This is a genomic window from Planococcus chinensis (genome assembly GCF_042681545.1).
In the GTDB taxonomy this organism is placed as follows: domain Bacteria; phylum Bacillota; class Bacilli; order Bacillales_A; family Planococcaceae; genus Planococcus; species Planococcus chinensis.
Genome location: NZ_JBHUFW010000025.1, coordinates 15,582 through 38,177, shown reverse-complemented (window position 1 = coordinate 38,177; position 22,596 = coordinate 15,582). Strand labels below are relative to the sequence as shown.

General features: G+C 50.6%; 24 protein-coding genes. 4 read left to right on the top strand and 20 right to left on the bottom strand.

All coding sequences use genetic code 11. The features are described 5' to 3' along the window. The first annotated feature begins 3 nt into the window (after positions 1 to 3). Positions 4 to 204, top strand: a complete 201-nt coding sequence (locus tag ACFSDB_RS18210) for a cold-shock protein (RefSeq protein WP_006830093.1) — start codon at positions 4 to 6, stop codon at positions 202 to 204. A gap of 249 nt (positions 205 to 453) precedes the next feature. Here the strand turns inward: ACFSDB_RS18210 and ACFSDB_RS18205 are convergent, their stop codons facing one another. The 10 genes from ACFSDB_RS18205 to ACFSDB_RS18160 all read right to left on the bottom strand — a co-directional run bounded on the left by ACFSDB_RS18205 (position 454) and on the right by ACFSDB_RS18160 (position 12,812). Further along, the gene (locus tag ACFSDB_RS18205) at positions 454 to 2,097 is read right to left on the bottom strand and encodes a serine hydrolase (RefSeq protein WP_204893335.1); all 1,644 of its coding nucleotides are present in this window, start codon (positions 2,095 to 2,097) and stop codon (positions 454 to 456) included. 95 nt (positions 2,098 to 2,192) lie between these two features. Beyond that, on the bottom strand, positions 2,193 to 3,221 hold the full coding sequence (locus ACFSDB_RS18200) for a hypothetical protein (protein WP_204893336.1): 1,029 nt from the start codon (positions 3,219 to 3,221) through the stop codon (positions 2,193 to 2,195). Between the two features lie 106 nt (positions 3,222 to 3,327). Next, entirely contained in the window at positions 3,328 to 3,798 is a 471-nt protein-coding gene (locus tag ACFSDB_RS18195) for a GNAT family N-acetyltransferase (protein ID WP_204893337.1), read from the bottom strand. Next, positions 3,798 to 4,250 (bottom strand): hypothetical protein, encoded by a 453-nt coding sequence (locus ACFSDB_RS18190; protein ID WP_204893338.1) that lies wholly within the window; start codon positions 4,248 to 4,250, stop codon positions 3,798 to 3,800. Before ACFSDB_RS18190 ends, ACFSDB_RS18195 begins: the two co-directional genes overlap by 1 nt. A gap of 107 nt (positions 4,251 to 4,357) precedes the next feature. After that, complete coding sequence (locus ACFSDB_RS18185; RefSeq protein WP_204893339.1) at positions 4,358 to 6,982, bottom strand: MMPL family transporter; 2,625 nt, start codon at positions 6,980 to 6,982, stop codon at positions 4,358 to 4,360. Positions 6,983 to 6,985: 3 nt separating this feature from the next. Continuing rightward, positions 6,986 to 7,429: a MarR family winged helix-turn-helix transcriptional regulator gene (locus ACFSDB_RS18180; protein WP_204893340.1), complete on the bottom strand. Its 444-nt coding sequence runs from the start codon at positions 7,427 to 7,429 to the stop codon at positions 6,986 to 6,988. A 110-nt stretch (positions 7,430 to 7,539) separates the two neighbouring features. Next, positions 7,540 to 8,619, bottom strand: coding sequence for an AI-2E family transporter (locus ACFSDB_RS18175; protein ID WP_204893341.1), 1,080 nt, complete (start codon positions 8,617 to 8,619; stop codon positions 7,540 to 7,542). Positions 8,620 to 8,725: 106 nt separating this feature from the next. Continuing rightward, entirely contained in the window at positions 8,726 to 9,853 is a 1,128-nt protein-coding gene (locus ACFSDB_RS18170; RefSeq protein ID WP_204893374.1) for a CAP domain-containing protein, read from the bottom strand. A gap of 115 nt (positions 9,854 to 9,968) precedes the next feature. Continuing rightward, positions 9,969 to 11,663, bottom strand: coding sequence for a hypothetical protein (locus ACFSDB_RS18165; protein WP_204893342.1), 1,695 nt, complete (start codon positions 11,661 to 11,663; stop codon positions 9,969 to 9,971). A 78-nt stretch (positions 11,664 to 11,741) separates the two neighbouring features. After that, a complete protein-coding gene (locus tag ACFSDB_RS18160; protein ID WP_204893343.1) occupies positions 11,742 to 12,812 on the bottom strand; it encodes an NAD(P)H-dependent flavin oxidoreductase in 1,071 nt (356 codons plus the stop codon). A 146-nt stretch (positions 12,813 to 12,958) separates the two neighbouring features. On the opposite strand from ACFSDB_RS18160, the gene ACFSDB_RS18155 reads away from it, so the two are divergent. Continuing rightward, positions 12,959 to 13,195: a hypothetical protein gene (locus ACFSDB_RS18155; protein ID WP_204893344.1), complete on the top strand. Its 237-nt coding sequence runs from the start codon at positions 12,959 to 12,961 to the stop codon at positions 13,193 to 13,195. Positions 13,196 to 13,216: 21 nt separating this feature from the next. Here ACFSDB_RS18155 and ACFSDB_RS18150 read toward each other — a convergent pair whose 3' ends face one another. Further along, positions 13,217 to 14,068 (bottom strand): VOC family protein, encoded by an 852-nt coding sequence (locus ACFSDB_RS18150; protein WP_204893345.1) that lies wholly within the window; start codon positions 14,066 to 14,068, stop codon positions 13,217 to 13,219. 128 nt (positions 14,069 to 14,196) lie between these two features. Here ACFSDB_RS18150 and ACFSDB_RS18145 point away from each other — a divergent pair, with 128 nt between their 5' ends. Continuing rightward, complete coding sequence (locus tag ACFSDB_RS18145) at positions 14,197 to 14,541, top strand: winged helix-turn-helix transcriptional regulator (protein WP_204893346.1); 345 nt, start codon at positions 14,197 to 14,199, stop codon at positions 14,539 to 14,541. 19 nt (positions 14,542 to 14,560) lie between these two features. Here the strand turns inward: ACFSDB_RS18145 and ACFSDB_RS18140 are convergent, their stop codons facing one another. Both ACFSDB_RS18140 and abc-f read right to left on the bottom strand, forming a co-directional pair. Continuing rightward, entirely contained in the window at positions 14,561 to 15,325 is a 765-nt protein-coding gene (locus ACFSDB_RS18140; RefSeq protein ID WP_204893347.1) for an STAS domain-containing protein, read from the bottom strand. Positions 15,326 to 15,414: 89 nt separating this feature from the next. Beyond that, positions 15,415 to 17,049 (bottom strand): ribosomal protection-like ABC-F family protein, encoded by a 1,635-nt coding sequence (gene abc-f, locus ACFSDB_RS18135; protein ID WP_204893348.1) that lies wholly within the window; start codon positions 17,047 to 17,049, stop codon positions 15,415 to 15,417. 405 nt (positions 17,050 to 17,454) lie between these two features. Here abc-f and ACFSDB_RS18130 point away from each other — a divergent pair, with 405 nt between their 5' ends. Beyond that, positions 17,455 to 17,763, top strand: coding sequence for a hypothetical protein (locus ACFSDB_RS18130; RefSeq protein ID WP_377340916.1), 309 nt, complete (start codon positions 17,455 to 17,457; stop codon positions 17,761 to 17,763). Positions 17,764 to 17,894: 131 nt separating this feature from the next. Here ACFSDB_RS18130 and ACFSDB_RS18125 read toward each other — a convergent pair whose 3' ends face one another. The 7 genes from ACFSDB_RS18125 to ACFSDB_RS18095 all read right to left on the bottom strand — a co-directional run bounded on the left by ACFSDB_RS18125 (position 17,895) and on the right by ACFSDB_RS18095 (position 22,590). Further along, positions 17,895 to 18,062, bottom strand: a complete 168-nt coding sequence (locus ACFSDB_RS18125) for a hypothetical protein (RefSeq protein WP_204893350.1) — start codon at positions 18,060 to 18,062, stop codon at positions 17,895 to 17,897. Between the two features lie 64 nt (positions 18,063 to 18,126). Then, a complete protein-coding gene (locus ACFSDB_RS18120; protein WP_377340871.1) occupies positions 18,127 to 18,543 on the bottom strand; it encodes an NUDIX hydrolase in 417 nt (138 codons plus the stop codon). Then, positions 18,543 to 19,049, bottom strand: coding sequence for a GrpB family protein (locus ACFSDB_RS18115; protein WP_204893351.1), 507 nt, complete (start codon positions 19,047 to 19,049; stop codon positions 18,543 to 18,545). The genes ACFSDB_RS18120 and ACFSDB_RS18115 overlap by 1 nt, the downstream gene beginning before the upstream one ends. A 67-nt stretch (positions 19,050 to 19,116) precedes the next feature. Continuing rightward, on the bottom strand, positions 19,117 to 19,587 hold the full coding sequence (locus ACFSDB_RS18110) for a GNAT family N-acetyltransferase (protein ID WP_204893352.1): 471 nt from the start codon (positions 19,585 to 19,587) through the stop codon (positions 19,117 to 19,119). 194 nt (positions 19,588 to 19,781) lie between these two features. After that, a complete protein-coding gene (tatC, locus tag ACFSDB_RS18105; RefSeq protein WP_204893353.1) occupies positions 19,782 to 20,651 on the bottom strand; it encodes a twin-arginine translocase subunit TatC in 870 nt (289 codons plus the stop codon). A 10-nt stretch (positions 20,652 to 20,661) separates the two neighbouring features. Continuing rightward, positions 20,662 to 20,862, bottom strand: coding sequence for a twin-arginine translocase TatA/TatE family subunit (tatA, locus tag ACFSDB_RS18100; protein ID WP_204893354.1), 201 nt, complete (start codon positions 20,860 to 20,862; stop codon positions 20,662 to 20,664). Between the two features lie 15 nt (positions 20,863 to 20,877). Next, on the bottom strand, positions 20,878 to 22,590 hold the full coding sequence (locus ACFSDB_RS18095) for a GMC family oxidoreductase (protein ID WP_204893355.1): 1,713 nt from the start codon (positions 22,588 to 22,590) through the stop codon (positions 20,878 to 20,880). Between the last annotated feature and the right edge of the window lie 6 nt (positions 22,591 to 22,596).

Below are 22,596 nucleotides of genomic sequence, written 5' to 3'. Positions count from 1 at the left end.
CACATGGAACAAGGTAAAGTAAAATGGTTTAACTCAGAAAAAGGATTCGGCTTCATCGAGCGCGAAGGCGGCGACGACGTTTTCGTTCACTTCTCAGCTATCCAAAGCGAAGGATTTAAATCTCTTGACGAAGGTCAAGAAGTAACTTTCGACATCGAGCAAGGCCAACGCGGTCTTCAAGCTACTAACGTTCAAAAAGCTTAATTCTAAGCTACCTATTTCAGACTCTTCTTCGGAAGAGTCTGTTTTTTTATGCACAAATAAAGCGCAGCCCATACAGGCTGCGCTTTTTTCATTGTCCAGTTCCGGCGTCCGGATTTCTTTATTGTGTGGGATTCAGTTGGAAATAAAGCTGGAAACCCAGGAAGATCAATATGATGGCGAGCAGCGTGCCGCCTAAAATAAAAATGGCTATTTTCTTTCCGTCCATGCTTTCACCTCATTCAGCAAATTTCAAAGTTCCATTTTTTCTTCAATCAATTTCATCGCTTCAAATGCGCCTTCGCTTTTATTCGAAAGGACCGACAGCGTCGCCCCCGCATCCGGATAATAGCCGGATTGGAAACTGACGCCCGGGTCATACCCTGTGACGAAGTACTTGGATGGACTCCCGCTGCCTCGCCGGATCCATACCCCGTAGCCGTAATCGTTGTGTTCCCCGGATGCATGGGGATGCAGCAACGTCTCTAGCATTTCATGAGACAAAAGCGTTCCGTCCATCAGCCGCTCCCAAAAAGCCGACATATCACCGGCTGTGACAAATGCACCCCCGTCCGGTCCTCCCTTGACCGGGATGGCGTACTGGTTCGTGCGCCAGGAATCCCCTTCATCGATATAGCCGTTTGCGGTTTCAGCGGGCAGCTGATCGAGGCGGAAATAACCGGAAGCTGCCATCCCCGCCCGGGCAAAGATTTTTTCTGCAACGACTTCATCAAATGGACGGCCGGTTATTTTTTCCACGACCAGCCCTAATGCGATAAATCCTGCATTGTTGTAGTGGAAGCGTTCACCGGGTCTGAACATCATCGGTTTGTCCCGGAACAGCGGCACAAAATCGGCCGGCGACTGCATCCCATACATCGGCCGCTCTACCCAGACCGCTTCAAAACCGCCTTCCGTTTCTTCATCGAAATAATCAGGAAGCCCTGATGTGTGGGTGAGCAAGTGGTGGATGTCCGCCGGAAAGTCCGGGAAATAATCCGGCAACAGCTCCGAAAGCTTGGTATCAAACGACAGCTGGCCTTCTTCAACAAGCTGGCATACGGCGACAGCTGTGAAAATCTTGCAGCCAGATGCAATGCCAAACCGGGTGCCAAGCGAATTCGGCCGCTCATTTGATCGGTCGGCATACCCTTTGGCGGCCGCCCAGGCTTCATCCTTTTTCAGCAGGACCACACCGGAAAACGCCATGTCCTCAAGACCGTCTGAAATCGGGTCTTCCGACCGGGTTTCAAGCAGATCCCCTTTTTCGTCAATCTCGATTTCCCGGCCATCTTGCAATTGGATTGCCAATGGATGGACTTCGCTCTTGTGCTTAGAGAAATACCACACCCGTTTTGGCGCCACAAGCAGGATAAACGCATCGCCTTGGCCGAGGAAATTCAGCGCCTTTGGTTCAATGCCTTTATTGCCCCGGACCGGGATGTCCATCGCTTCGAGCTGCTCGCCGACCTTTTCGACAAACGGGGTCGTAATGCTGACTTCGCTGATGTTGAGGAGCGAGTCGATCGTGAAATCGCCCATCCGGTCCACGTTGCGCCGTGCAATGAACTCAATGATGTTGCCGGCCGGGTCTTCAAAATAAAAGGCGTCTGCGTTGAAATTGGCGTAGAAGATTTCGTCCATGCCTTCTTGGCGGTTCAGCGTCACACGGGAACTTGCCCAGTTTTTGGCGAGTGTGAACTGGTTGCCGGGAATATTGAAGGCAAAATGGTAGAACGCACTGCGGCCGGATCTCTTAAAGATCAGCACAGATTCTCCGATCGCGAGCGTAAAGCTCGCCTCGTCCTCTTCTACAATGCGGAACCCGAGCTGATATTCGTAAAACCCTTTCATCTCTTCCAACCGATCGGTGTATAAGGTCACTTTCTTGAACATGTGATCACCTCTTGCTTTTAGCATACCGAAAACCGGTGTTTTTTTCCTCTTTTTTCATTTACCGAAACGGCAATAAAAAAAGGAGCCGAGGCTCCTTATAACGCTCCAGTGAATTGCAGTTCGGAAAGGTCCCGACTGTCGGCTTGGCCCGCCAGAATCGATTCGACGTCCTGCAGCACTTGTTCAAGCGGAACTGAAACCGCTTTTTGGCCGGTAAGTTCCTCTGCCACGAAAAACGGCTGTGTAAAGTAGGCTTCCAAGCGCTCGCCTCTGCGGTATGTTTCGAGCTCTGCCAGTTGGATGCGCTCCATTCCATGTGCTGCTGCAATCGACCGCAGCTCGCGATAGCGCCGAAGCGTTTTCTGCGCACGTTGGCGAAGCTGCAAATGGCGTTCGCTGGCGTCTGCTTCTTCGAGGATCGACGACGCGGAATGCAGCGGGCTCAAAGCAGGATATTGGTGCCGTGCAGCCAGATCGGCATCCAATTGCCAAAGCGTCTCAAGCGGCCCGAATGGGAAGTCGTCGTCGACCACTTCCCCGGACAAATCGACCAGCAGCGTCGTAACAGATTGATCCCCCAATTGATCTTGCAGTTCGAACAATTCGCCGGAATCGATGCGCCCTTTATCGGTTACCAGGACCGCTTTTTCGCCCAACTGTTTCAACAATGCAAGCGTATCCGCGACCGAACCGGCCGTATGGTCTGCAAGTTCCACCGTGCCTTCTAGTTCAGGATGCGCCGAATCAGGCAGCAAGTAAACGGTTTTCAAGTCTTGTTCTTTAAAACGGTGTAGCAGTTCGGCAACGATGACAACCTGTCCCATCCCCGGACGTGCAACAATTCCTGTCGTTCCGCCTTGGACCAGCGGCGCAAAAAAATCCAGTGCCTTGATTTGTGTTTCGATCATTTTCATCTTCTCCCCCCGTATGATCAACTCGTCCACCGTGCAATTCGCCAGCCTCGCCAGTCCGACCAGCGTTTTCACTTCCGCTTTCCCCAAATCGATTTTTCCTGTGCACAAATTGGATACCGTGGCCGGGCGGATGCCAGCTTCTTTGGCAGCTGCCGTCAAATTCGGCACCCGTTTTCTTAACAACGCACAATTTAACCTGATTTCCTCCATCTCATCACTCCTCTCTTGTTACTTTTAATAGTAAATTAAATTACTCTTTAAAGCAATAAACATTTACGCTAAAGCGTAATATTTTTTACGCCAAAATGAAAAACCCTCAGTCATGAGGGTTTTCGCTTGTGTCATATTCCAAATAAATCATATCGCGGCAAGTGATGCCGTTTTCGAAAATCGGCTCCGGGTAATTCCGGATGAAAAAATCACGGTCAATTGAAGCCATGCGGAATCCGCATTTTTGGTAGAGCGCCAATTGGCCGAAACTCGAGTTCCCCGTACCGATCCGCACCGTCCGAAACCCGAGCCCTGCCGCTTCCGTTAATGCATGCAGCACCAGTTGCTTGCCCAACCCTTGTCCACGCCGCGTTTTTTCAACAGCAATATTCTTGATTTCAATAACAGTGTCGCTCAGCGGCAGCAGCATATAGACGCCGAGCACGGCCTGCCCTTCTTCCGCTACATAGCAGCGGCCCCGAGCACAATACGCCCGCACCAGCTTCTCTGAAGGATCCGCTTCGAGCAATAAACCCATCGGCAGTGCTTCTTCTTTCCCGAGCAGCCGGATCTCCATTATTTCGGTTCTTTAAAGCCTTGGTCGATCAGGTAATCTTCCGCATCACTGAATGTGCCGAAGCTTTCTTCCAAGTTCTTGCCGGTGTAGATGTTCCAGAACGGCTCTTCGTACACCAGATCCAGTTTTATATTGTCCCGGTTTGTCCATGTCTTGTCGTAAGGCGGTTCCGGCTCAAGCGAAAGATAGTCGACAGCATCCGCGACAATGCTGCGGAGCTCAGTCTCGGAAAAATCACGGATGTTGACGAAGCCTTTATCATCCGCCTGGTACTGCGGCAAGTTGCCGACGTAGACAAAGCCGTTGCCGTTCGGATGGAGATGGTAAACAACGATTTTCTTGTCGTAGAGGCTTTCTTCATAATGGAAATTCACACGCTTCATCGATACATCTTTCCGTGTAAGCTCCGGGAAGGATTCAATGACCGCCAGTTTTTGTTCAAATGTAAGCACAATAGTTACCCCGTTTCATAATTGTTCATTCTTAGCTTAGTATAACACGGCACGCCCTAATCCCCCATTAAACAGAAAAAAGCCGCCCGGAGGCAGCTTTCTTTCTGTTACGAACGTTTTTTATTGCCGAATGGCCACCAGACGCCCCGGTCAAATGAAACCGAGATTGCCGGAATCAGGAGCGGCAGAACGATCAAGCCGTACAGCAAGAGGCCGGTGATGACGATCGTCGCAATTTGCACCAGGCTCAAGACGCCGGATGGCATCATGGCACCGAATGTCCCGGCAAGGATGATGGCCGCCGTAATGATGACTGTCCCCATCTTCGCCATGGAGATGCGCATTGCGTCGCGTACTGTCGCCCCGTTTGCCGACTCTTCGCGGAAGCGGTCGAGCAGGAAGATCGAGTAGTCGACTCCGAGCGCAACCAGCATGACAAATCCGAAGAACGGCACTGCCCAGCTGATGCCGTCATAGCCAAGGCCGTTAACGAAAATCAGTTCCGCAATCGAAATCGAGGTGTAATACGTCAACAAGAGCGAACCGATCATGTAAAGCGGCATGATTAATGAACGGAACAACAGCGCCAGGACAACGAACAAGCTGATCAGCATGATGGTGACCGTTTTGCTGAAGTCGCTTGATGAGACGTCTTGCAAGTCATTGTTGATGCTTGCAATGCCGCCGTAGGCGATGTCTGCATCTTCAAGCGGCGTTCCGCGGACTGTTCGCTCAACGGCCGCTTTGATGTCAGCAGTCGTTTTAATCGCTTCCGGCGAATACGGATCGTCCGCCAGAATGACTTCCATCTTCATGCCTGTACCGTCGGAAAATGCATAACGGTCCAGCACTTGCGCAAATTCTTCACTTTCCAATGTTCCTTCAGGGATATACAAGCCGGTGCTGCGCACTGTTTCGCTCTCGCTCATAGCCTGCATCATATCAACCGCCTCGGAAAGCCCGTTCTGGATTTCAAGAAGGCCGTCATTGGAAGCTCCAACGCCTTGTGCAAGCTGCGCCAATCCGGCACCCAATTCTCCGGACTGGCCGGCCGCTCCAGCAAGACCCTGCTGGATACCCGCTAAGCCGCCGCTGATTTGATTCAGGGCCCCGACTGTTTGCGGAATGTTGCCGGTTGCCTGAAGTCCTTGCGACACTTGGCCTAATTGGCCGTTCAATTGTGCAAGTCCTGCAGCCGCATCGCCCAAACCTGCGCTGCCGCCGGCCTGTTCACTGATGCCGGCCAGGTTGGTTTCAATTTCCGTAAGGCCGGACTGCACTTCGCCCAATCCGTCGCGCGCTTCAGTGAGACCGTCTGCAAGCAGACCCAACTGGTTGTCGACGTAAAGATCGTCGATCACTTCACCTGTCGGCCGGGTAACGGCGCGGACCGTGTCAACGCCTTCGATTTTCTCGATTTCCCTGCTCAGTGACTCGAAGTAAGGGACGACCGCTTCTTCTGTCAACGGTTCATCCGATTTCACGATCACTTCCACCGGCAGCGAGTCGCCTTTTCCGAAGCCGTCCTCAATTGCCCGAAGGCCCTTTACCGATTCATAATCCGAACCGATTTCGTCAACGGTATTGAACGACAAGTCGTTATTATACGTAAACAAGAGCGGCACGGTGATGATGGCGACCACGAGTATCGACAGCAGCGGCCGGTTGATGGACAATTTGCTCATCCAGATCCAGATTTTGCTGTCATGATGGGAAGCCGATTTCTTGGCCGGCCAGAATAGTTTCTGTTTCAACAGCGCCATGAAGAACGGCACGATGGTGAACAGGACGAGCAACAGGACGAATATACCAACTGCGACTGCTACAGCTGACTTGAAGATCGGAAATTCTGCAAAGCCGATGGCAAAAAACCCGATGAATACGGCCACACCGCTGATCAAGAGCGTGCGCCCTGCTGTTTTATACGTGTTGATGATGGATTCTTCGACTCCATGGCCTGCCGACAGCTCCTCTTTATAGCGGCTCAGGAGCAGGATGCAATAATCCGTCCCGATGCCGAACAAAATCGCCACAAGGAAAATCTGTGTATAGTTCGATACCGGGAAACCGAACCAGTCGATGAAAAACGCGACGATCGATTGGCTCAACAAGTACGAAATCCCAACAGCCACCAGTGGAATGAACGGTGTGACAATGGAACGGAACACTGCAAGCAGCAAGCCGAAAATCAATACCACTGTAATGATTTCCGTCCGTTTCAATCCTTCCTGCGCACTGATGTTGACATCATTGTTGATGATGGCTTCCCCGGTGACATAAGCGGTCATGCCTTCGGGGACAACCGTCTCACGGATCTCATCCGCGACCGCGTTCACTTCTTCATCGGTGCCATCAACGGTAACCGGCATGAGGACCGTCTTGCCGTCTTCCGACACCAGTTGTTCTTCAAGCTCTTCGCTTTCCACCGGATTCAAAACACTGGAAACCGGTTCGCCAAGCGCTTCGATGTCTGCTGCCATGCCGGAAAGCGTTTCCCGCATCGCCTCATCAAGCTCTTCTTCAAGCGGCATTACCAGCGAAATCGTCTGGGCAGAAACGCCGGCTTCTTCCAGAATTGCAGCTGCCTGCTGGGAAGCGGCTTCATCGGACAATTGGAACGAGCCTGCCTGCTCCGCCTGTTCCGTTAAATTCGGCGCCAATAAAAACAAGGCGACGGTCAAGACAATCAGGCCGATGGCAATCGGCCACTTCAACTTCAATACTGTATGCATGCCTTACACTCCATCCGTTTTGATGATATCTTTCAACTTGCGGAAAATCGTCAGGAACTGCTCAATTTCCTCATCTGCTATATATTGGCCGAACAGCTTTTCGACATACTCAGTCAGCACTTTGTCGGACTGCTTCTGGATATGGATCCCTTTATCCGTCAGCTCCAGCAGTTTTTCCCGGCGGTTGGCCGTTTCGACAACCCGGATCAGATCTTTTTCCAGCAACTTTTTGATCCGGCTGGAGACGGCGCTCTTATGTACTCCCTGCATCACCGCCAAACGGCCCGAAGTAATGCGCTGTTCACGCCCGATCAATTTCAACAGCTGGATCTGTTCCGGCGAATATTCCTTCCAAAGCGGATCGTCAACTGATTTGATGACCCGTTCCGTGCCATAGACCATCACTTCCGTGAACAAATCGACGGCTTCTTTGATGCGTGCATCCATAATAGTTTACCCCCTCAACTAAATAACAGTTTAGGGGGTAAACTATTCCATGTCAAGGGATAAGGAGCGCATAAGAAAAAAACCCGCGAACAGAGTTCACGGGTTTTTCTTTAGACTTCTTTCGTTGCGGTTTCCCTGATGTCTTGCCGGCGTGCATAGATATTGCTGACGATCGTCTTGATGACGCCGTAGACCGGAATCGCCAGGATAATGCCCCAAAGGCCGGCGATATTGCCGGCTGCCAGAATCAGCGTAATAACCGTCAGCGGATGCACATCAAGTGCATTCCCCATGACGTTCGGCGTAATCAGATTGCTTTCAATCTGCTGGGCAACCAGCATGATGATCATGACGTAAACAGCCATGATCGGGTCCTGCACCAGCGCGATGATGATTGCCGGGATGACGGCGAGGTAAGGCCCAAGGAACGGGATGACGTTTGTCGCCATGCCGATCAGCGCGAGCAGCAATGCGTAATCCAGGTCGATGATCAGGTAACCGATCAACAGCATGATCCCTACCAGGAAACTGACGAACAGCTGGCCCTGGATGTATGCCTGCAACGTCGCGTCAATGTCACTCAAGGTTTTGCGGATCCATGTCTTGCGCTCGCCTTTGAAGAACTTGGCGATGAACGGCGCAAATTTATCATGGTCGAGCAAAAGATAGATCAGGAAGAATGGCACCAGCACGAGCGTCACGATTCCGGAGATCAAACTTCCGAGAAACGCCAGTACCCAAGAGCCGATGTTCCCAGCCCATTCTCCCATTTTCCCTTGCAATCCGTTAAGCTGCTCTTCAATCGAATCCGGCAGGCGGTCACGCTGGTTAAACCAGTACATGCCGTAATCTTCCACATCTTCAATAATGGCCGGTGCATTGTCGACCAGCGAGTTCACTTGTTTTGACACCATCGGCCCGATCATTGCATATAGCAGATAGAATACGAGGATGATCAAAAGAAGGACGATCAATACTCCCGACCAGCGCGGAAAATTCCGCTTCTCCAACAAACGGAGCAATGGGCGGCTGAGGTAGAAGAGCACTCCTCCAAGAAGGAGTGGAACGAAAATTGTTTGGGCAATGATAAATAGCGGGTCGAAGATTGCCTGGACTTCAATGAATAAACGAATAATGACTAAAACGAGGATGACCCCTACTCCCACTTGGAACCAAAGTTTGTTAGTCAAATAATTCACTTCCTTTCTTTTGCTAGTATACCCATATTATCACGTAATGCCGCATAGAAATTTACAGATAAAAAGCCTCCACCAGCTTTCTGTGGAGGCTGCCTTTTCATCGATTGAAAAAATTGGCCGTAAAATACGGCTGGTCGTCAGAATTGAACGAGACTCCGACACCCAGATAACCGAAATCGGGTTTGACAATATTTTCACGGTGCCCCATCGAATTCATCAAGCCTTCATGTGCAAAAATGCTGCTGTACTGTCCGTACGCGAGGTTTTCACCGGCGACGAAGAACGATATGCCGTCATCGCCCATCCGGTCGAACGGCGACTTCCCGACCAGGTTCGTATGGCTGAAATACCTGTTTTCCGCCATGTCTTCACTATGTTTGCGGGCTGTTTCGCGCGTCGCTTCGTCCCACTTCAAAAGCGGAAGCTCCCGCTGGATGCGGGCTGAGTTCGTAAGTTCGAACAACAGGAATTCAAAGCCTTCCTTAAGCTCTGCGTCCGGTTCTGCATAGATCTGTGGGCGCTTCTGCTCCAACTCCCCGTCTATCACTTGAAGCGCCGTCACCGTATCTTCCTCGTGGACATCATAAAAAACCGTGACATACAAGGAGTCGACTTTAAAGACGTCGTATTCGTCACGCGTGTCGAGAATGTACTGGACGTTTCCTTTTTGAAGGCTTTTGAGTGGGATTCCGAGCGCTGCGCGCACTTCCGCTTTATGCGAATTCATTGTGATGCCCCGTGTCGAAGAAATCAGATCCTGATTGGTGAACATGCCATTGACATGCCCTTCCTGGTCATACGACAAGAGGACATAATTCTGGTAATCTTGATGGTAGCTATGCCAATCCGTGCCATATTCATTCCGCATCAAGCGCAGCGGCAGCCCTACGTTCGCCTGTGCCTGTTCTTTCGTCATGCCAAGCGTCACATTATGCACCGCAAACAGCGATTGCGTATCATCCAGTTCCGGCTTCGCTGCCGCTTCCGGCATTTCCGCCGTGCTGTTCCTGATCATCGATTCCAGCTGGCCGCCGATCTGGAGCGTAAACTGCTTCGCTCCTTCAAACGCCTCCGCTAAAGAAGGATCGTCTTTCACTTGGCCGATCGTCTCATCAATCGAATCAAGAAAACCGAGATCCACATATTCCCCCGCTTTTTCTTCCCATAGGGGCCGTGCCAAAAAAACAGCCACAAGCACTACCATCAGCCATACCAGTTTCCGCACGCGCATCACCTCTCTTCCCACAGTGTAATCATATAACTCTTGTCTATAAAGTAATAAGCTTCTCTATCGGGTGGAAAAAATCCTTTCACTTCGGTAAGCAAAAGGATTTTTTGTTTTATTCGCCGATTCCGGCAATGGACATCTCTTTAACCGGCAAGAACAAGTCCCCGGTCTTCAGGTAAGTGATTTCGACCCGATCCCCTTCTGCCAAATAGATTGCTAAAGGTACATTTTCGGAAGAAACAATGAAATTCGTGCCGTTCTGCAGCAAGAAGGAAACGACCGTAAAATCGCCGTTCTTCTCTTTGAACACCCGTTCCACTGTGCCGGAGGCGGTCGCTTCTTCAGCGTTCGAACTGCCATCAACCGAACTGCCGCCGCGCTGCAACGCGGTTTTGTACAGCTGAAGTGCTTCATTCGGCGTTGCCGCGTGCACGGAGATCTCGGGATTCGCAGCCGAAACGATGAAATAATTCTGCAGGAAGCCGTTCGAATCCAGAACCGGCGTCAGCCAGCTGGCTTCTCCATAGAAATTATAGAGCACCGGCATTTCACCGGACCATTGCTTTTCAATAAACTGCTTTTCGATGATCTGCAGGTTCCCTTGGGAATCCATATACGAGTCTTCCATATCCCCCGTGAAATATGTCGATTCACCGGTCCGGGCATTGGTCAGGGAATAACCGAGCATGGAATCGACGCCTTCTTTCGGGCTTGTAAAGTCCGTGAAGTAATACATCTCGCCTTCTGCATCGAAAATCGGGCTGACGTTCGCTTCCGTTCCTTCATCGGACGGCAATTTCACATCTTTCTTGCCGAACTTGCTGTTCCAGAAGCCGTGGACATAATTGCCGTAATAGCTGTTTTCCAGACTCACCGATTCCGGGGAGACCGCCCCGTCCATAAATGCCGGGATGTCCTTTAGCGTGTATGCTTCCGTCTTTCCGCTTGCCGGGTCCACCGCCACAATGCCTTTGGCGTCAAAGCCGTTGCGTCCGCTGATGAAATCGCCATAGGTGCGGATGTAGAACGGTTTTCCGCTGTCATCGACTTCAAGCTGAGAGTCCCCGTAAAACACCGCTTCCGGATTTTGCAGCCGCATATGGCGCTCGATGTTTTTATTGAAATAAGAGGAAGGGGTATAGATCATTTCCGCTTTGATGAATTTCGGATTGGCCGAAGCATCGGTTGCGCTCATGGTAAAATACCCCGGCGTGGAATCAGCGTTCCACCACTTGAAAAACCCGGAAAACTCCACCGGAGCGATGTAGACGAATTGCCCGTCCACTTTCTGCACCTGCAACCTGCCCAGCTCATAATAGCTGGTATCCGGCACTTGGCCGAACGCTTTTTTCATCTTGTTGCGCGCAAATTTCGGCGGAACGCTTGCGGGTGTCTGGGTTTCATCAAATGCTGCAATTTCTGTTTCTTCTGCCATGCCGGCAGTTTCATGCTTTTTCTCCGCATTGAACAGTGGGGCAGAAAAGATGTAGGCCGCCAACAGCAAAGCGCCCGCGAATAAAACGGCCTTTGCTTTTTGCTCCCTGCCGTGTGAAAACAGTGTCCCGAGACCGGCCGCCACAAGGAGGACCGGCCACAGCGACAACGGGTTCCGGTCGATATTTCCGATATAATAATAGGCCGCCACTGCCGCCGTACCTATGATAAAGACGGCAATCAACGCCGGCACCATCGCTAGCGGACCGGCAGCGCCGTCTTCTTTATGGTTCCCCTTGCCGCCGGCCAGCGGCACGATGATAAATGCGGCAAGCAATGCCACGATGGCTCCAAATATCAGTATCGATCCCATGATTCGATCCCCTTTTTCATCCGAATGTTTTTCCTCAATAACATTTACGGACAAAAGAAGGAAAAGTTTCACCCGCTTCTAGCGGCAGATCCGCCGCGCTTCTTCCATAACGGTTCGCACGATGTCAGCGGCGCTTTCTTCTTCGCGGAGCATACGCGTCGACTGCCCCGCCCATAGCGACATGAACTGGGCATCGCCCTGCTTCGCGGCAGCTGCGCGGATATCTTTGGTGATTGTATTTTGCGATGGGAATGGAAGCGGCTGGAAGCCCATTTCATCAAATTCCGAAATGAAGCGGTTCTTGATCCCCCTAGCCGGCCGGCCGGAGAAGTTTTTCGTTATGACCGTGCTTTCTTCATCACTTTCGAATATCGCCCTTTTATGTGCCGGATGGGCAGCTGATTCCACTGCGCATAAAAACCGCGTGCCAATCTGCACGCCTGCAGCCCCTAGGACCAGCGAAGCGGCCAAGCCGCGCCCATCGGCAATTCCACCGGCTGCGATGACGGGAATGTCCACCGCGTCCACGATTTGGGGAAGGAGCGACATCAGCCCGACTTGTGCACCGTCCGGGTGGGAATCGAGAGAAAAAGTGCTCCGGTGCCCGCCCGCTTCACTGCCCTGTGCAACAATGGCATCTGCACCATCCCGCTCAGCTTCCAAGGCTTCCTGCACAGTGGTGACCATTGTGATAATTTTTACGCCTTGCTGTTTTGCCGCGTTCATCCCTTCGGCTGGAAGCGAGCCGAAGGCGGTGCTGATGACCGGTACGCCTTCTGCAAGGCAAACTTCAAATTGCTCCCGGCTCCAGTCGGGCGAAGAGAATGGGCCGGCCGCTTCCTCTATCCCCAATTCGCGGCGGAATGCATTCAATGCCTTTTGGACTTCTTCAACCCTTCCGAAATCGTCTTTGGCATTTTCCGCAAAAATATTGACGGCAAACGGATTCTGCGTCTGTTTGCGGATTTCCTTTACCGTCTCCCTCAACACTTCGGGGGGCATGTACGCAGCCCCCAGGCTTCCAAGGCCGCCTGCTTCACTGACTGCCGCCACCAGACTGGCAGTGGTCGGCCCTCCCGCCATACCTGCCTGGATAATGGGATTCGCGATTCCTAACAAGCGGCAAATTTCGGTTTCTAATGAAATCATCTTCTTTTCCTCCTTCCGGAACTTCACGCAAAATGAAGTTTCTTTCTTTTCAGTATTGCGAAAATCCCGTTTTTCCTCAAGCAGGAACTTTCTGTTTGCTGAGGCGTTCTTTACCATAAGCAAACATTTAGAAGGCGGGGTTTACTATGAAGGGATTCCTTTCACTTTTAGGCATCACTTTAATCGTCGCGGCATTCGGGTTGATTCTTTTATCTTATTCCGATATTCCTCTCGAAGAACTGAAAAGCAAAGAGAGAATGAACGTATATATGGAAACACGGCAAAACCAGACAGCAAAAAATCCGGACTTGGATTTCTTGCTGGACGCAGCCGACAGCTGTAGCTATCCAGTTGCAGCACAAAAAGAGGCAGTCTCTGATTAATCCAGAGACTGCCTCTTTTGGTTATACAGTTAAACGAATCGTATTCCCCGCTGGGTCTTTCACTTCAACTAGGTCACCTTGCATTTCGACTTCCGCTCCGAAATCGCGCAGCTGGCTGACCGTGGCTTTGCGCTTCTCTTCGTTCTCAAGCACCAATGTATAATACCCCAGGCCCGCTGCGTTTTCCGGGAGCGCCGGAATGCCGATGCCATTCCAGACATTCAAACCGATATGGTGGTGATACTTCTGGTCCGCCAGGAACAATGCCTGTCCCCCTAAAGAAGAAACCACTTCAAACCCTAAACCGTTCACATAAAAATCTTTCGCTTTCACTAAATCTGAAACGTGAAGGTGGATATGCCCCATTACCGTCCCGGCAGGCAGCCCTTGGAACACTTCCCCGGACGCTTCAGCGGCCTGTACAAGGCCTGCAGCATCGACCGGATCCACTGCCATTACAACTTGGCTGCCGTTCCAGTCCCATTCTTCCGGTTCCCGGTCGCGGTAAATTTCGATGCCGTTCCCTTCCGGATCGCTTAGATACAGTGCTTCACTGACCAAATGATCCGAGGATCCGATCCCCACTCCATTATTATGGAGGTGGAGGAGCATTTTCCCTAGTTCCTTGCGGTCCGGAAGCAAGATGGCAAAATGGTACAAGCCTGCGTAGCGCTGATTTTTAGGGACAATCCCATTACCCGCCTCCAATTTCAGCAAGGCTTGCCCTCCTGCTCCCAATACAGCGGCATTTTCCGTTTCTTTCAACACTTCAAAACCGATGATCTCTTTATAAAAACGGATCATTTCTTTTAAATCCAGAACTTTTAATCCGACTTCACCTACATATGTGACTGGTTTTACATGAAAATTCATTTGAGGCCCTCTTTTCTTTAGTTACTTTATGTAACCAATTATATTTTAAGAACAATAAGGTGTCAAGTAACTACATTCCTTTATTCAATGCGGTATTTATGTTATTATGTAAAAAAGGAGTGACTGCAATGGATACTACTGTAATCTGCCCCCGTTTTGAAAGTGCGATTTCACTTCTCAGCCAACGTTGGACCGGTTTGATCATATATCAGTTATTGTCTGGGCCGCAGCGCTTCAGCCATTTGACGGAAGTCATCGGAATCAGCGGAAGGCTGTTGTCTGAACGGCTGAAAAATCTCGAAGCACAAGGCGTCGTTGTTCGAAAAGTATATCCGGAAACCCCTGTCCGGATTGAATATGAGTTGACTGAAAAAGGCTTTTCCCTTAAACCCGTTATGGATGCCATCCAAGACTGGTCACAGGAATGGGTCGACCCGGCCGACACAAAAAAACAGCTTATCCCGAAAGGGTAAGCTGTTTTTTATTGCAGTTTCATCGCTGCTCTTGAAGTTCCATTATATACTTCAGGCCTGCATGCGCAGTGCTGAAGATGGGCGTGCAGGTCTCAAGCGAAACAATCGACATTGCCAGTTTTGGATTGATGCCCACCAAAATGCAATCGGTGCCGATCAATTTCAAGCTGTCTGTCATCATTTGGATCTGGTAGCGGATTTCGTTTTCAAATTCTGTTACACCGCTTAAATCGAGCAGCACATACTCAATATTCCTGTTCGCACATTCCATCAGCACTTTGGCCAGCAGCTCATCCGAGCGGTGCCGGTCGAATTCCCCGATCAATGGGAGCGCTATGGTCTTATGCCAGATGTGCAGAATCGGGATGGATAAATCTTTTATGAGCTGTTCGTTCCTTTTCAGTTCTTCTGCCTGTGTTGTCACATCCATCAGCATGACGATGTAACCGGCAATTTCCTGATCTTTGCCTTTGACAGGAGTGACTACAATATCTGTCACAAACTCGTTTTTGATCGTGATTCTTGCACGATGCATTTCGCTGATATGCTTCATCTTTTCCCGCTGCCGTGCCGGCTGCTGGTGGAACGCATCCATATTCATCCCGATCAGCTCGCGTGTATCTTCCATTCCATATAGCGGCACCACTTTCGACAGCAGCCGATGGGCTTCACTGTTCATCCAGCGGATGTTGTAAGCCTCGTCCGCTATCATGATGGTTTCGCCGATATGGTCGAGCGCGTTAAGCAAAGAAATTCCTTCTGGTATTGTCCCTATAGCTGTCATGTATTCCACCTTAATCTTCAGTCTTGGTCGTTATGCTTATCTCTATTATCCCATAGCCTCATGCACTGATGCCGGTTTCAGGCAAATTTTCACAAAAAAACCTGCGCGCTCTTTTTGCCTTTGGCAAACGAGTAATTTCCGTCAAAACGTTCGATGGATTCGTTGTCGATCCAGTACGTTGCTTCAAACAGTTTATCCAGAAAGTACCGGTCATGGGATACGGAAATGATTGTGCCCGGGAATCCGGCAAGCGCTTCTTCCATCACTTCTTTGGCTTCCAAATCAAGATGGTTTGTCGGTTCGTCCAGGATAAGCAAGTTGCAATCAGAGTGCATCAATTGCGCCAGCCGAAGCCGCATTCGTTCCCCGCCGCTGAGCTGGCGGACGGGCTGAAACACCATATTGCCGAAGAACAGGAATTTCGCCAGCATCGGCCGGGCATCGTATTCCGATACAGCTACCATATCCCGGAATTCCTCAATCACTGAACGATCATTGTCCATCTCGAGTGTATGCTGGGACAGATAGCCGGCCGAAACGCCGCTGCCCATCAGCACTTCTCCGGCGTCCGCCCCTTCGCTGCCCAGAATGATGTTGAGCAGCGTTGTTTTGCCGGCGCCATTCGCTCCGACAATTGCGGCTCTTTCGCCAAAACGCACATGCATCCCGGCTTCCTGGAACAAGGTCCGATCACCGAACTCTTTCCATAAGCCTTCAATGCGGACGACGTCTTTGCCGCTGCGGCTAGCCATCCTGAAATCGAGAGCCATCTGTTTTTTAGCCAGCACCGGCCGATCGAGCAGTTCAATCCGCGCTAAAGCCTTTTCAATGCTCTTTGCCTGGCGGTGCATGCCGGCATTCGGCGGATTCGCCCGGTTGGCCCATTCTTTCAAACGCTTGATCGTCTCTTTCATTTTCTGGATTTTCTTTTGCTGGTCCTGATATTGCTGGAACTCAAGAAGAAGCCGCGCTTCCCGTTCTTTGACGTAATCCGAGTAATTTCCTTTATACTGGATCAAATCTCCTTGATCCAATTCCCATATGCAAGTCACGGCTTCGTCCAGGAAGTACCGGTCGTGGGAAACGAGGACAATCGTACCTTTGTAATGGCCGATGAAAGACCCAAGCCATTCAATCGCTTCCAAGTCCAAATGGTTCGTCGGCTCATCCAGCAAAAGCAGATCCGGTTCCTGGAGCAGCAGCTTCGCCAGTCCGGCTTTCGTCCGTTCACCGCCGCTCAAATGGCCCCACAGTTCATGCTTCAAGGAAGTGATTTTCAATCCGTTCAGTACCTGGTCGATCCGCACGTCGATTTCGTACCCGCCTTTGCGGCTGAACTCGTCCTGCAAACTGCCGTAGCGTTCTAACAGGCGTTCGAGTGAGCCGGGGTCGGCCGTCTCCATTTTCTTTTCCATTTCTGCCAGACGCTCACCCGCTTGGAGCAGATCCGCAAACGCGGTTTTCAGTAATTGTTCGACTGTCCATTCCGGTTCTTCTTGCGGTGATTGCTTCAGCAAGCCGACAGAACAGCCTTTTTTCCACGTCACAGACCCTTCGGTCGGGTGCAGTTCACCGGCCAGCACATTCAATAGTGTGGTTTTCCCTTCGCCATTGCGGCCGACAAGGCCGATCCGCTGGCCTTCTGCAACTTCTCCTTTTATATGGTTGAATAATTTCTGATTAGCAAAATGGCACATGATTTGTTGAAATTGGCTGATTATCATTGTTCTCTTCCTCTCCATCGAAGAGACCCGCGCCATACAAAAAAGGCATGCAGGGACGCATGCCTTTTGCTAAATTCCGTTTGCAGGCAGATGTCTCTTACTGGTATTTTTCACTCCATGCAGTTGTCTGAAAAAGGACAGACTTCTCCCGTACATGTGTTTTAGTGAAAGTAACGCCATGAAGAATGTAAAGATATTCCTGACACTCTGTCATGCGCTTACCAGTTCGAACCATCATACCCACCCCCTCGCGTTATTTCTTCCATCATAATCAAAACCAGTCCAAGCGTCAATGATTTATCTGAATATTTCTATTTAATTCCGCAGCGGCCGGGCTTATAATAGAGGTAGCAAGGGTTAATAGGGAAAAAGCAGCTCAAAGAAGGGGCGGTGGGCAACTTGTCAATGTATTCCAAAATGACTTTTGACAACGATACGCGGAAAGTGGAGAAAGCATTGAAGAAGTATGAAGACAAAAAGACGGAAGCGCTCGTTTTGCTGGCAGAGATCGACATGCTGGAAAAGATGGAGGACGTCAAAGATGCCGAATTATGGCGGCGCCAGTCGATGAAAGAAAAGCTGGTGGCTGTTGAACGCCTGCGGAAAGAATTGAAAACACAAATTGTCAATTACATCGAAAAGTATGGAGACCATGATCTGCAGCGCTACTCCGAATTGGTGGAGGAACTGGAAAAAGACAAAGCCCATTACTAAAAAGCGGGAAGCGCTGCTTCTTGCTTTTTTCTTTCCCTCTTGCTTTTCAGCGATTGGGACAATAAAAAAACTGCACCTCCACTGTTAGATTGTGTCTAACAATTTCGGTGCAGTTCAATGCTGGCTTGTTTTTATTCGTTGTCCGGCTGTTTGTCCCGATACTTTTCATTGGAGTTTTCCTTGTATTCCAAGTCCCGATCGGGCATCGGATCCATCTCTTTTTTCTCTGGCATGTTTCGGCGCGGCTCGACTTCCGGAATCAGTTCTTCCCCTTCATGGCCTTCCTTATCCTTTTTCATGCTCGTGCCTCCTCTGTTTGCTGTTACCTTTAAAATACCCGCTGGAACCGCTTTTAATCCTGTTTCAGTTTTTCACCATGGACCGAATCAGTGCCCGGTCATCCGGATAAACCATATCCAGGGCATCCAGTTCCCCGACCGGCTTCCATGCCACATCAAGGATCAGGCCGAACGGGTCATGGGTATTGAGCTCGCCGCCGGTGACTTCCACCCGGAAGTAATGCACATTGAAAGACACGTCAAAATTTTCATATTGCCCGCTTCTGACTTTCAGTTCTTCTAAAACTGTTACTTCAAGACCGGTTTCTTCGAAAAACTCCCGCTTGCAGCTTTCTTCCAGGCTTTCGCCCGGCTCAACCCCGCCAGCCGGGACGGCCCATTTGTCGCCGTCTTCTTCAGAGATGTTCTGCAAAACGAGCAGCACCTCATTTTTTTCATTGACGCAGACGCCGGCTGCGCCTTTCCAATCAGACATTTCCATTACGATTCCTCCATTGCCAATTTTTCAATCATGGATACCAGTTCCGTTTTCCCTGCTATGTACATTTCGATATCCATAGGGTATTCGGCCGCCAATTTTTCTTTCAACGCTCCGTATTCTTGCGCTTTTTCTGGATGGGTGCGCAAGTAATCGCGAAATGCCAGATGGCGCCTGATTTCCGGGCTGCCTTTCTCGAAGACATGGACGTGGTGCGTGCGTTCATTGCCGCCTTTTTGGAAAAACCTTCTCCCTGGCAGCCCGTTTTCGCCTTTTGCCACATACCCCGCATCCGCCATTTTCGTGTTGAAAGCATCGACGCTTCCAATAGACCGTACAACCGGCAACAGGTCGATGACGGGTTTTGCAGACAGCCCCTCCACCGAAGTGCTCCCAATATGATGGATTTCTACACATTCCTCCCCGAAGATCCCGGCAATTTCCATGGCTGCCTCTTCAAAACGGCGCTGCCAATCCGGGTCAAATGGCAATACCTCCACTTTTCTCATATTCTCTCCCCCTGCTGTTTTCAACATACTAAAAAGCGGCCTGCATATGCAAGCCGCCGTCCCAACCTTATTGTGCCGATTTTGAATAATCATTTTCGAGCGTCAATCCATGGGATGCGTCCGGGAGCCCTAGGTCCCCCGAAAAGCCGTTTGCCCTATAGAACGCATCCGCATTCGCAGAATCCGTCCGGACCACCAATTCCTTGAAATGGCCGCGTGCATGGTCGACAATCTTTTGGAGCAATTGTGTCCCGATGCCTTGCCGGCGGACCTTTTCCGAGATATAGAAGCGCCGCAGCCTGCCGACTCCGCTCTTATCAGAATAGGGATCTCTGTTCAATCCGCCGATTGCGACCAGTTGTCCGTTGTCCCAAGCGCCATATAAGATTTCGCCTTCTTTATTGAATGTGTTAGTTCCGTCCTCGTATTGATCAACCAACCGACGCAAAAAGCGGTAGCCTTCCGCTTCGCTTTCCTCCATTAATTTTGAGACATCGACTGATTTCAAATCTGTGATTTCTTTCCATTCAAGTGTCATGCCGCTCCTCCTCATCATGGTCTGTCGATTCCGCCTTGCTCTTTAGTTGCCTTGCCCTTTCAGTGTATAGAAAAGAGGGAAAGAGTGCCAGTAAAAATCGGAATTTTCTTTATATTTAGCCTAATCCCTTACTGTTCGAACGGAGAAGCACATTCAAAAGGCGCATCGGCTTATGCCGCACGCGCCTGGGGTGGTTATACAGTTGTTGTTTCCATCGCCGCTTTCCGCGCCTCCATTTTACGGACAATGTAGATGCTCGCTTCATAAAGCAATGCCATCGGAATCAGCACCAACAATTGGCTGATGAAATCCGGCGGCGTAATGAGCGCCGAGACGATGGCCAGCACCAAATAGGACCACTTCCGCACTTTCTTCATCGACACAGAAGTCAGGATGCCGATGGACGACAGAAAAAGCGCCACGATGGGCATCTCGAAAAGAAGCCCGAGCGGAATTGTCGTCATAATGAGAAAATGGATATATTCACTAGCAGAAATCATAACTGCAAAATTGGCGGCACCCAGCCCGACAAGGAACTGGAAGCTTAATGGATTGACAATGAAGTAGCCAAAAGCCACACCGCCGATGAACAATAGCAGCATCGCCGGTGAATACAGGCCGATAAATCTGCTTTCCTCTTCCTTTAGCCCCGGCTTGATGAACTGCCAGATGAAGTGGCAGAGGAATGGCAGCGCCAACCCGATTGCCAGCGTCACAGAAATCGACGTGTAGAATTTTATGACTTCAAGCGGGCCGAGAATGACTAGATCATGGCCTTTTACCACATATGGGAACCAAAAATTCAGCGTTGCAAAAACCACAATCAGGAAAAATGCGAAAACGAACAAACTTTTAATAAGTTGTTTCCGCAATTCCCCTAGATGGTCAATCAGCGTTTCCGTATGTGCATCCCGCTCTTCCAGCGGAGGTTCCGGCGCTTGCGGCGGCTTTCCTGCTGCCGCCTGCACTCCCGGAATTTCCGATTCTTCTGGCCGAGAGGGCGCTGTTGCGGATTTCTTTTTGCTTAGCGGGCTGACCAAATTTCTTTCTCCATACGGATCCATGGGATCACCTTCAAACTTTTTCGGATTTTTTCTCTTCTTTTACCTCTTCCTCGTCATCATCCATCAACCCTTTGGTCGAGCGCTTGAATTCAGAGAATGTCTTCCCGACTGCCCCGCCGATTTCCGGCAATTTTTTCGGTCCGAATAAAATAAGTACAATCACCAGAATGATAATCAGGCCAGGCACTCCGATTGATGCTAATCCTCCCATTGCTTTCTCCTCCTTTTAGACGAGCGAACCGCCGTTTTTGCTGTAATTGATGACACCTTCTGCACACCGGTAGGCAAGCGCCCCAACCGTTCCTGTCGGGTTATAGCCCCCGTTGTGGGCGAAGTTCCCTGCACCAATCACAAACAAATTCTCTGCATCCCAATGCTGCAAGTAATTGTTGACGACGCTGTTTGCCGGATCGGCCCCCATGATCGTGCCGCCGGTGTTGTGCGTTGTTTGATAAGGGACAATGTCATAATCTGAAATCGGGCTTCCGCCGACAACCGTCTTGGCGCCCATCTCCTGCATGATCCCCGCTGCCTTTTCCGTGATATAAGCATGCAGGGCCTTGTCCTGTTCGGTGAAATTATAAGTCAGCTGCAGCAGCGGCACGCCGTAAATGTCTTTATACGTACTGTCGAGCGCCATGTAATTCTCTTTATGCGGCATGGAAGCTCCTTGGCCACCGACGCCCAATGTTCTCGTATAGTTTTCGATGGAAGCTTTCTTGAAATCCGCTCCCCAGGAAGGGGTGTCCGGCGGAATCGGATTGGATAGGATCGGCCGGTTTCCGGTCTGGGTCATCGACAAGCTGGCTCCATGGATGAAATCGAGGTCGCCATGGTCGAAATTGTCGCCGTTGAAATCGTCAATCGTCATGCCGAGTGCCCCGGCACCCATGAACGTATTCATCTTTTCATCGAAGAATCCAGAAGCGCCAGGAAGAATCTGATAGGCATAGTTTTTCCCGAGCGTCCCGCGCCCAGTAGCCGGGTCATACTGCTCGCCAATCTCCGATACCATCAGAAGCTTCGCATTGTTCAAGATATAGCTGGTTAAAACGACAACTTCCGCCGGCTGGATGAATTCCTCGAATGTGACGGTATCAAAATAGCGTACACCTGTCACTTTGTCCCCTTCCTTCATCACTTCCACCACATTGGCATTGAACTTGATCTCATAATTGCCGGTCTCCAAGGCGGTCGGGACCACCGTGATTTCCGGGGAGGTCTTCGCTCCATATTCACAGCCGAAGCGCTCACAGAACCCGCAGTACTGGCAGGCATTGATGGCAGCCCCATCCGGATTCGTATAAGGCTCCGACAGATTGGCGGATGGCATCATAAAAGGCGAGTAGCCCAAATCGGAAGTTGCAGTTTCAAACCGCTGCAAAATCGGCGTTTTCTTCATCGGTGGCGTCGGGTAGTCAGCTGAACGCTTGCCCCAGAAGGGGTTTTTGTCTTCACCCGATATCCCTGCTGTTTTTTCGAATTTGTCGAAATATGGCTCCAGCTCATCATAGGTGATACCCCAGTCCTGCAGCAGGTAATCCGCCGACAGTTTATTGGCACCGTATTTCTGCTCCGTCATCGTTTTGATCTGGAAATCGTAAGGCAGGAAGCGCCAAGTCTGGCCGTTCCAGTGCGTTCCGGCGCCGCCCAGGTTCTCACCGAGCAAAAATGACCCCATCTGTCGCATCGGCAACGCTCTTTGCTGGCGGTTGTTTCGGAACGTAATTGTTTCTTTCGAAAGATCCTGCATGAGTTCATAGCGGATGGCGTAGCGGTATTCATCATGGACCACACTGAAATCGCTCGTGCTCCGTTCACGGCCCCTTTCAAGCCCGACCACCTTCAGCCCGGCTTTGGCGCATTCAGCGGCAATGATCCCGCCTGTCCAACCGACACCGACCGTGACTACATCCACCTTATCCAACGTTGTGACCATTTAGCT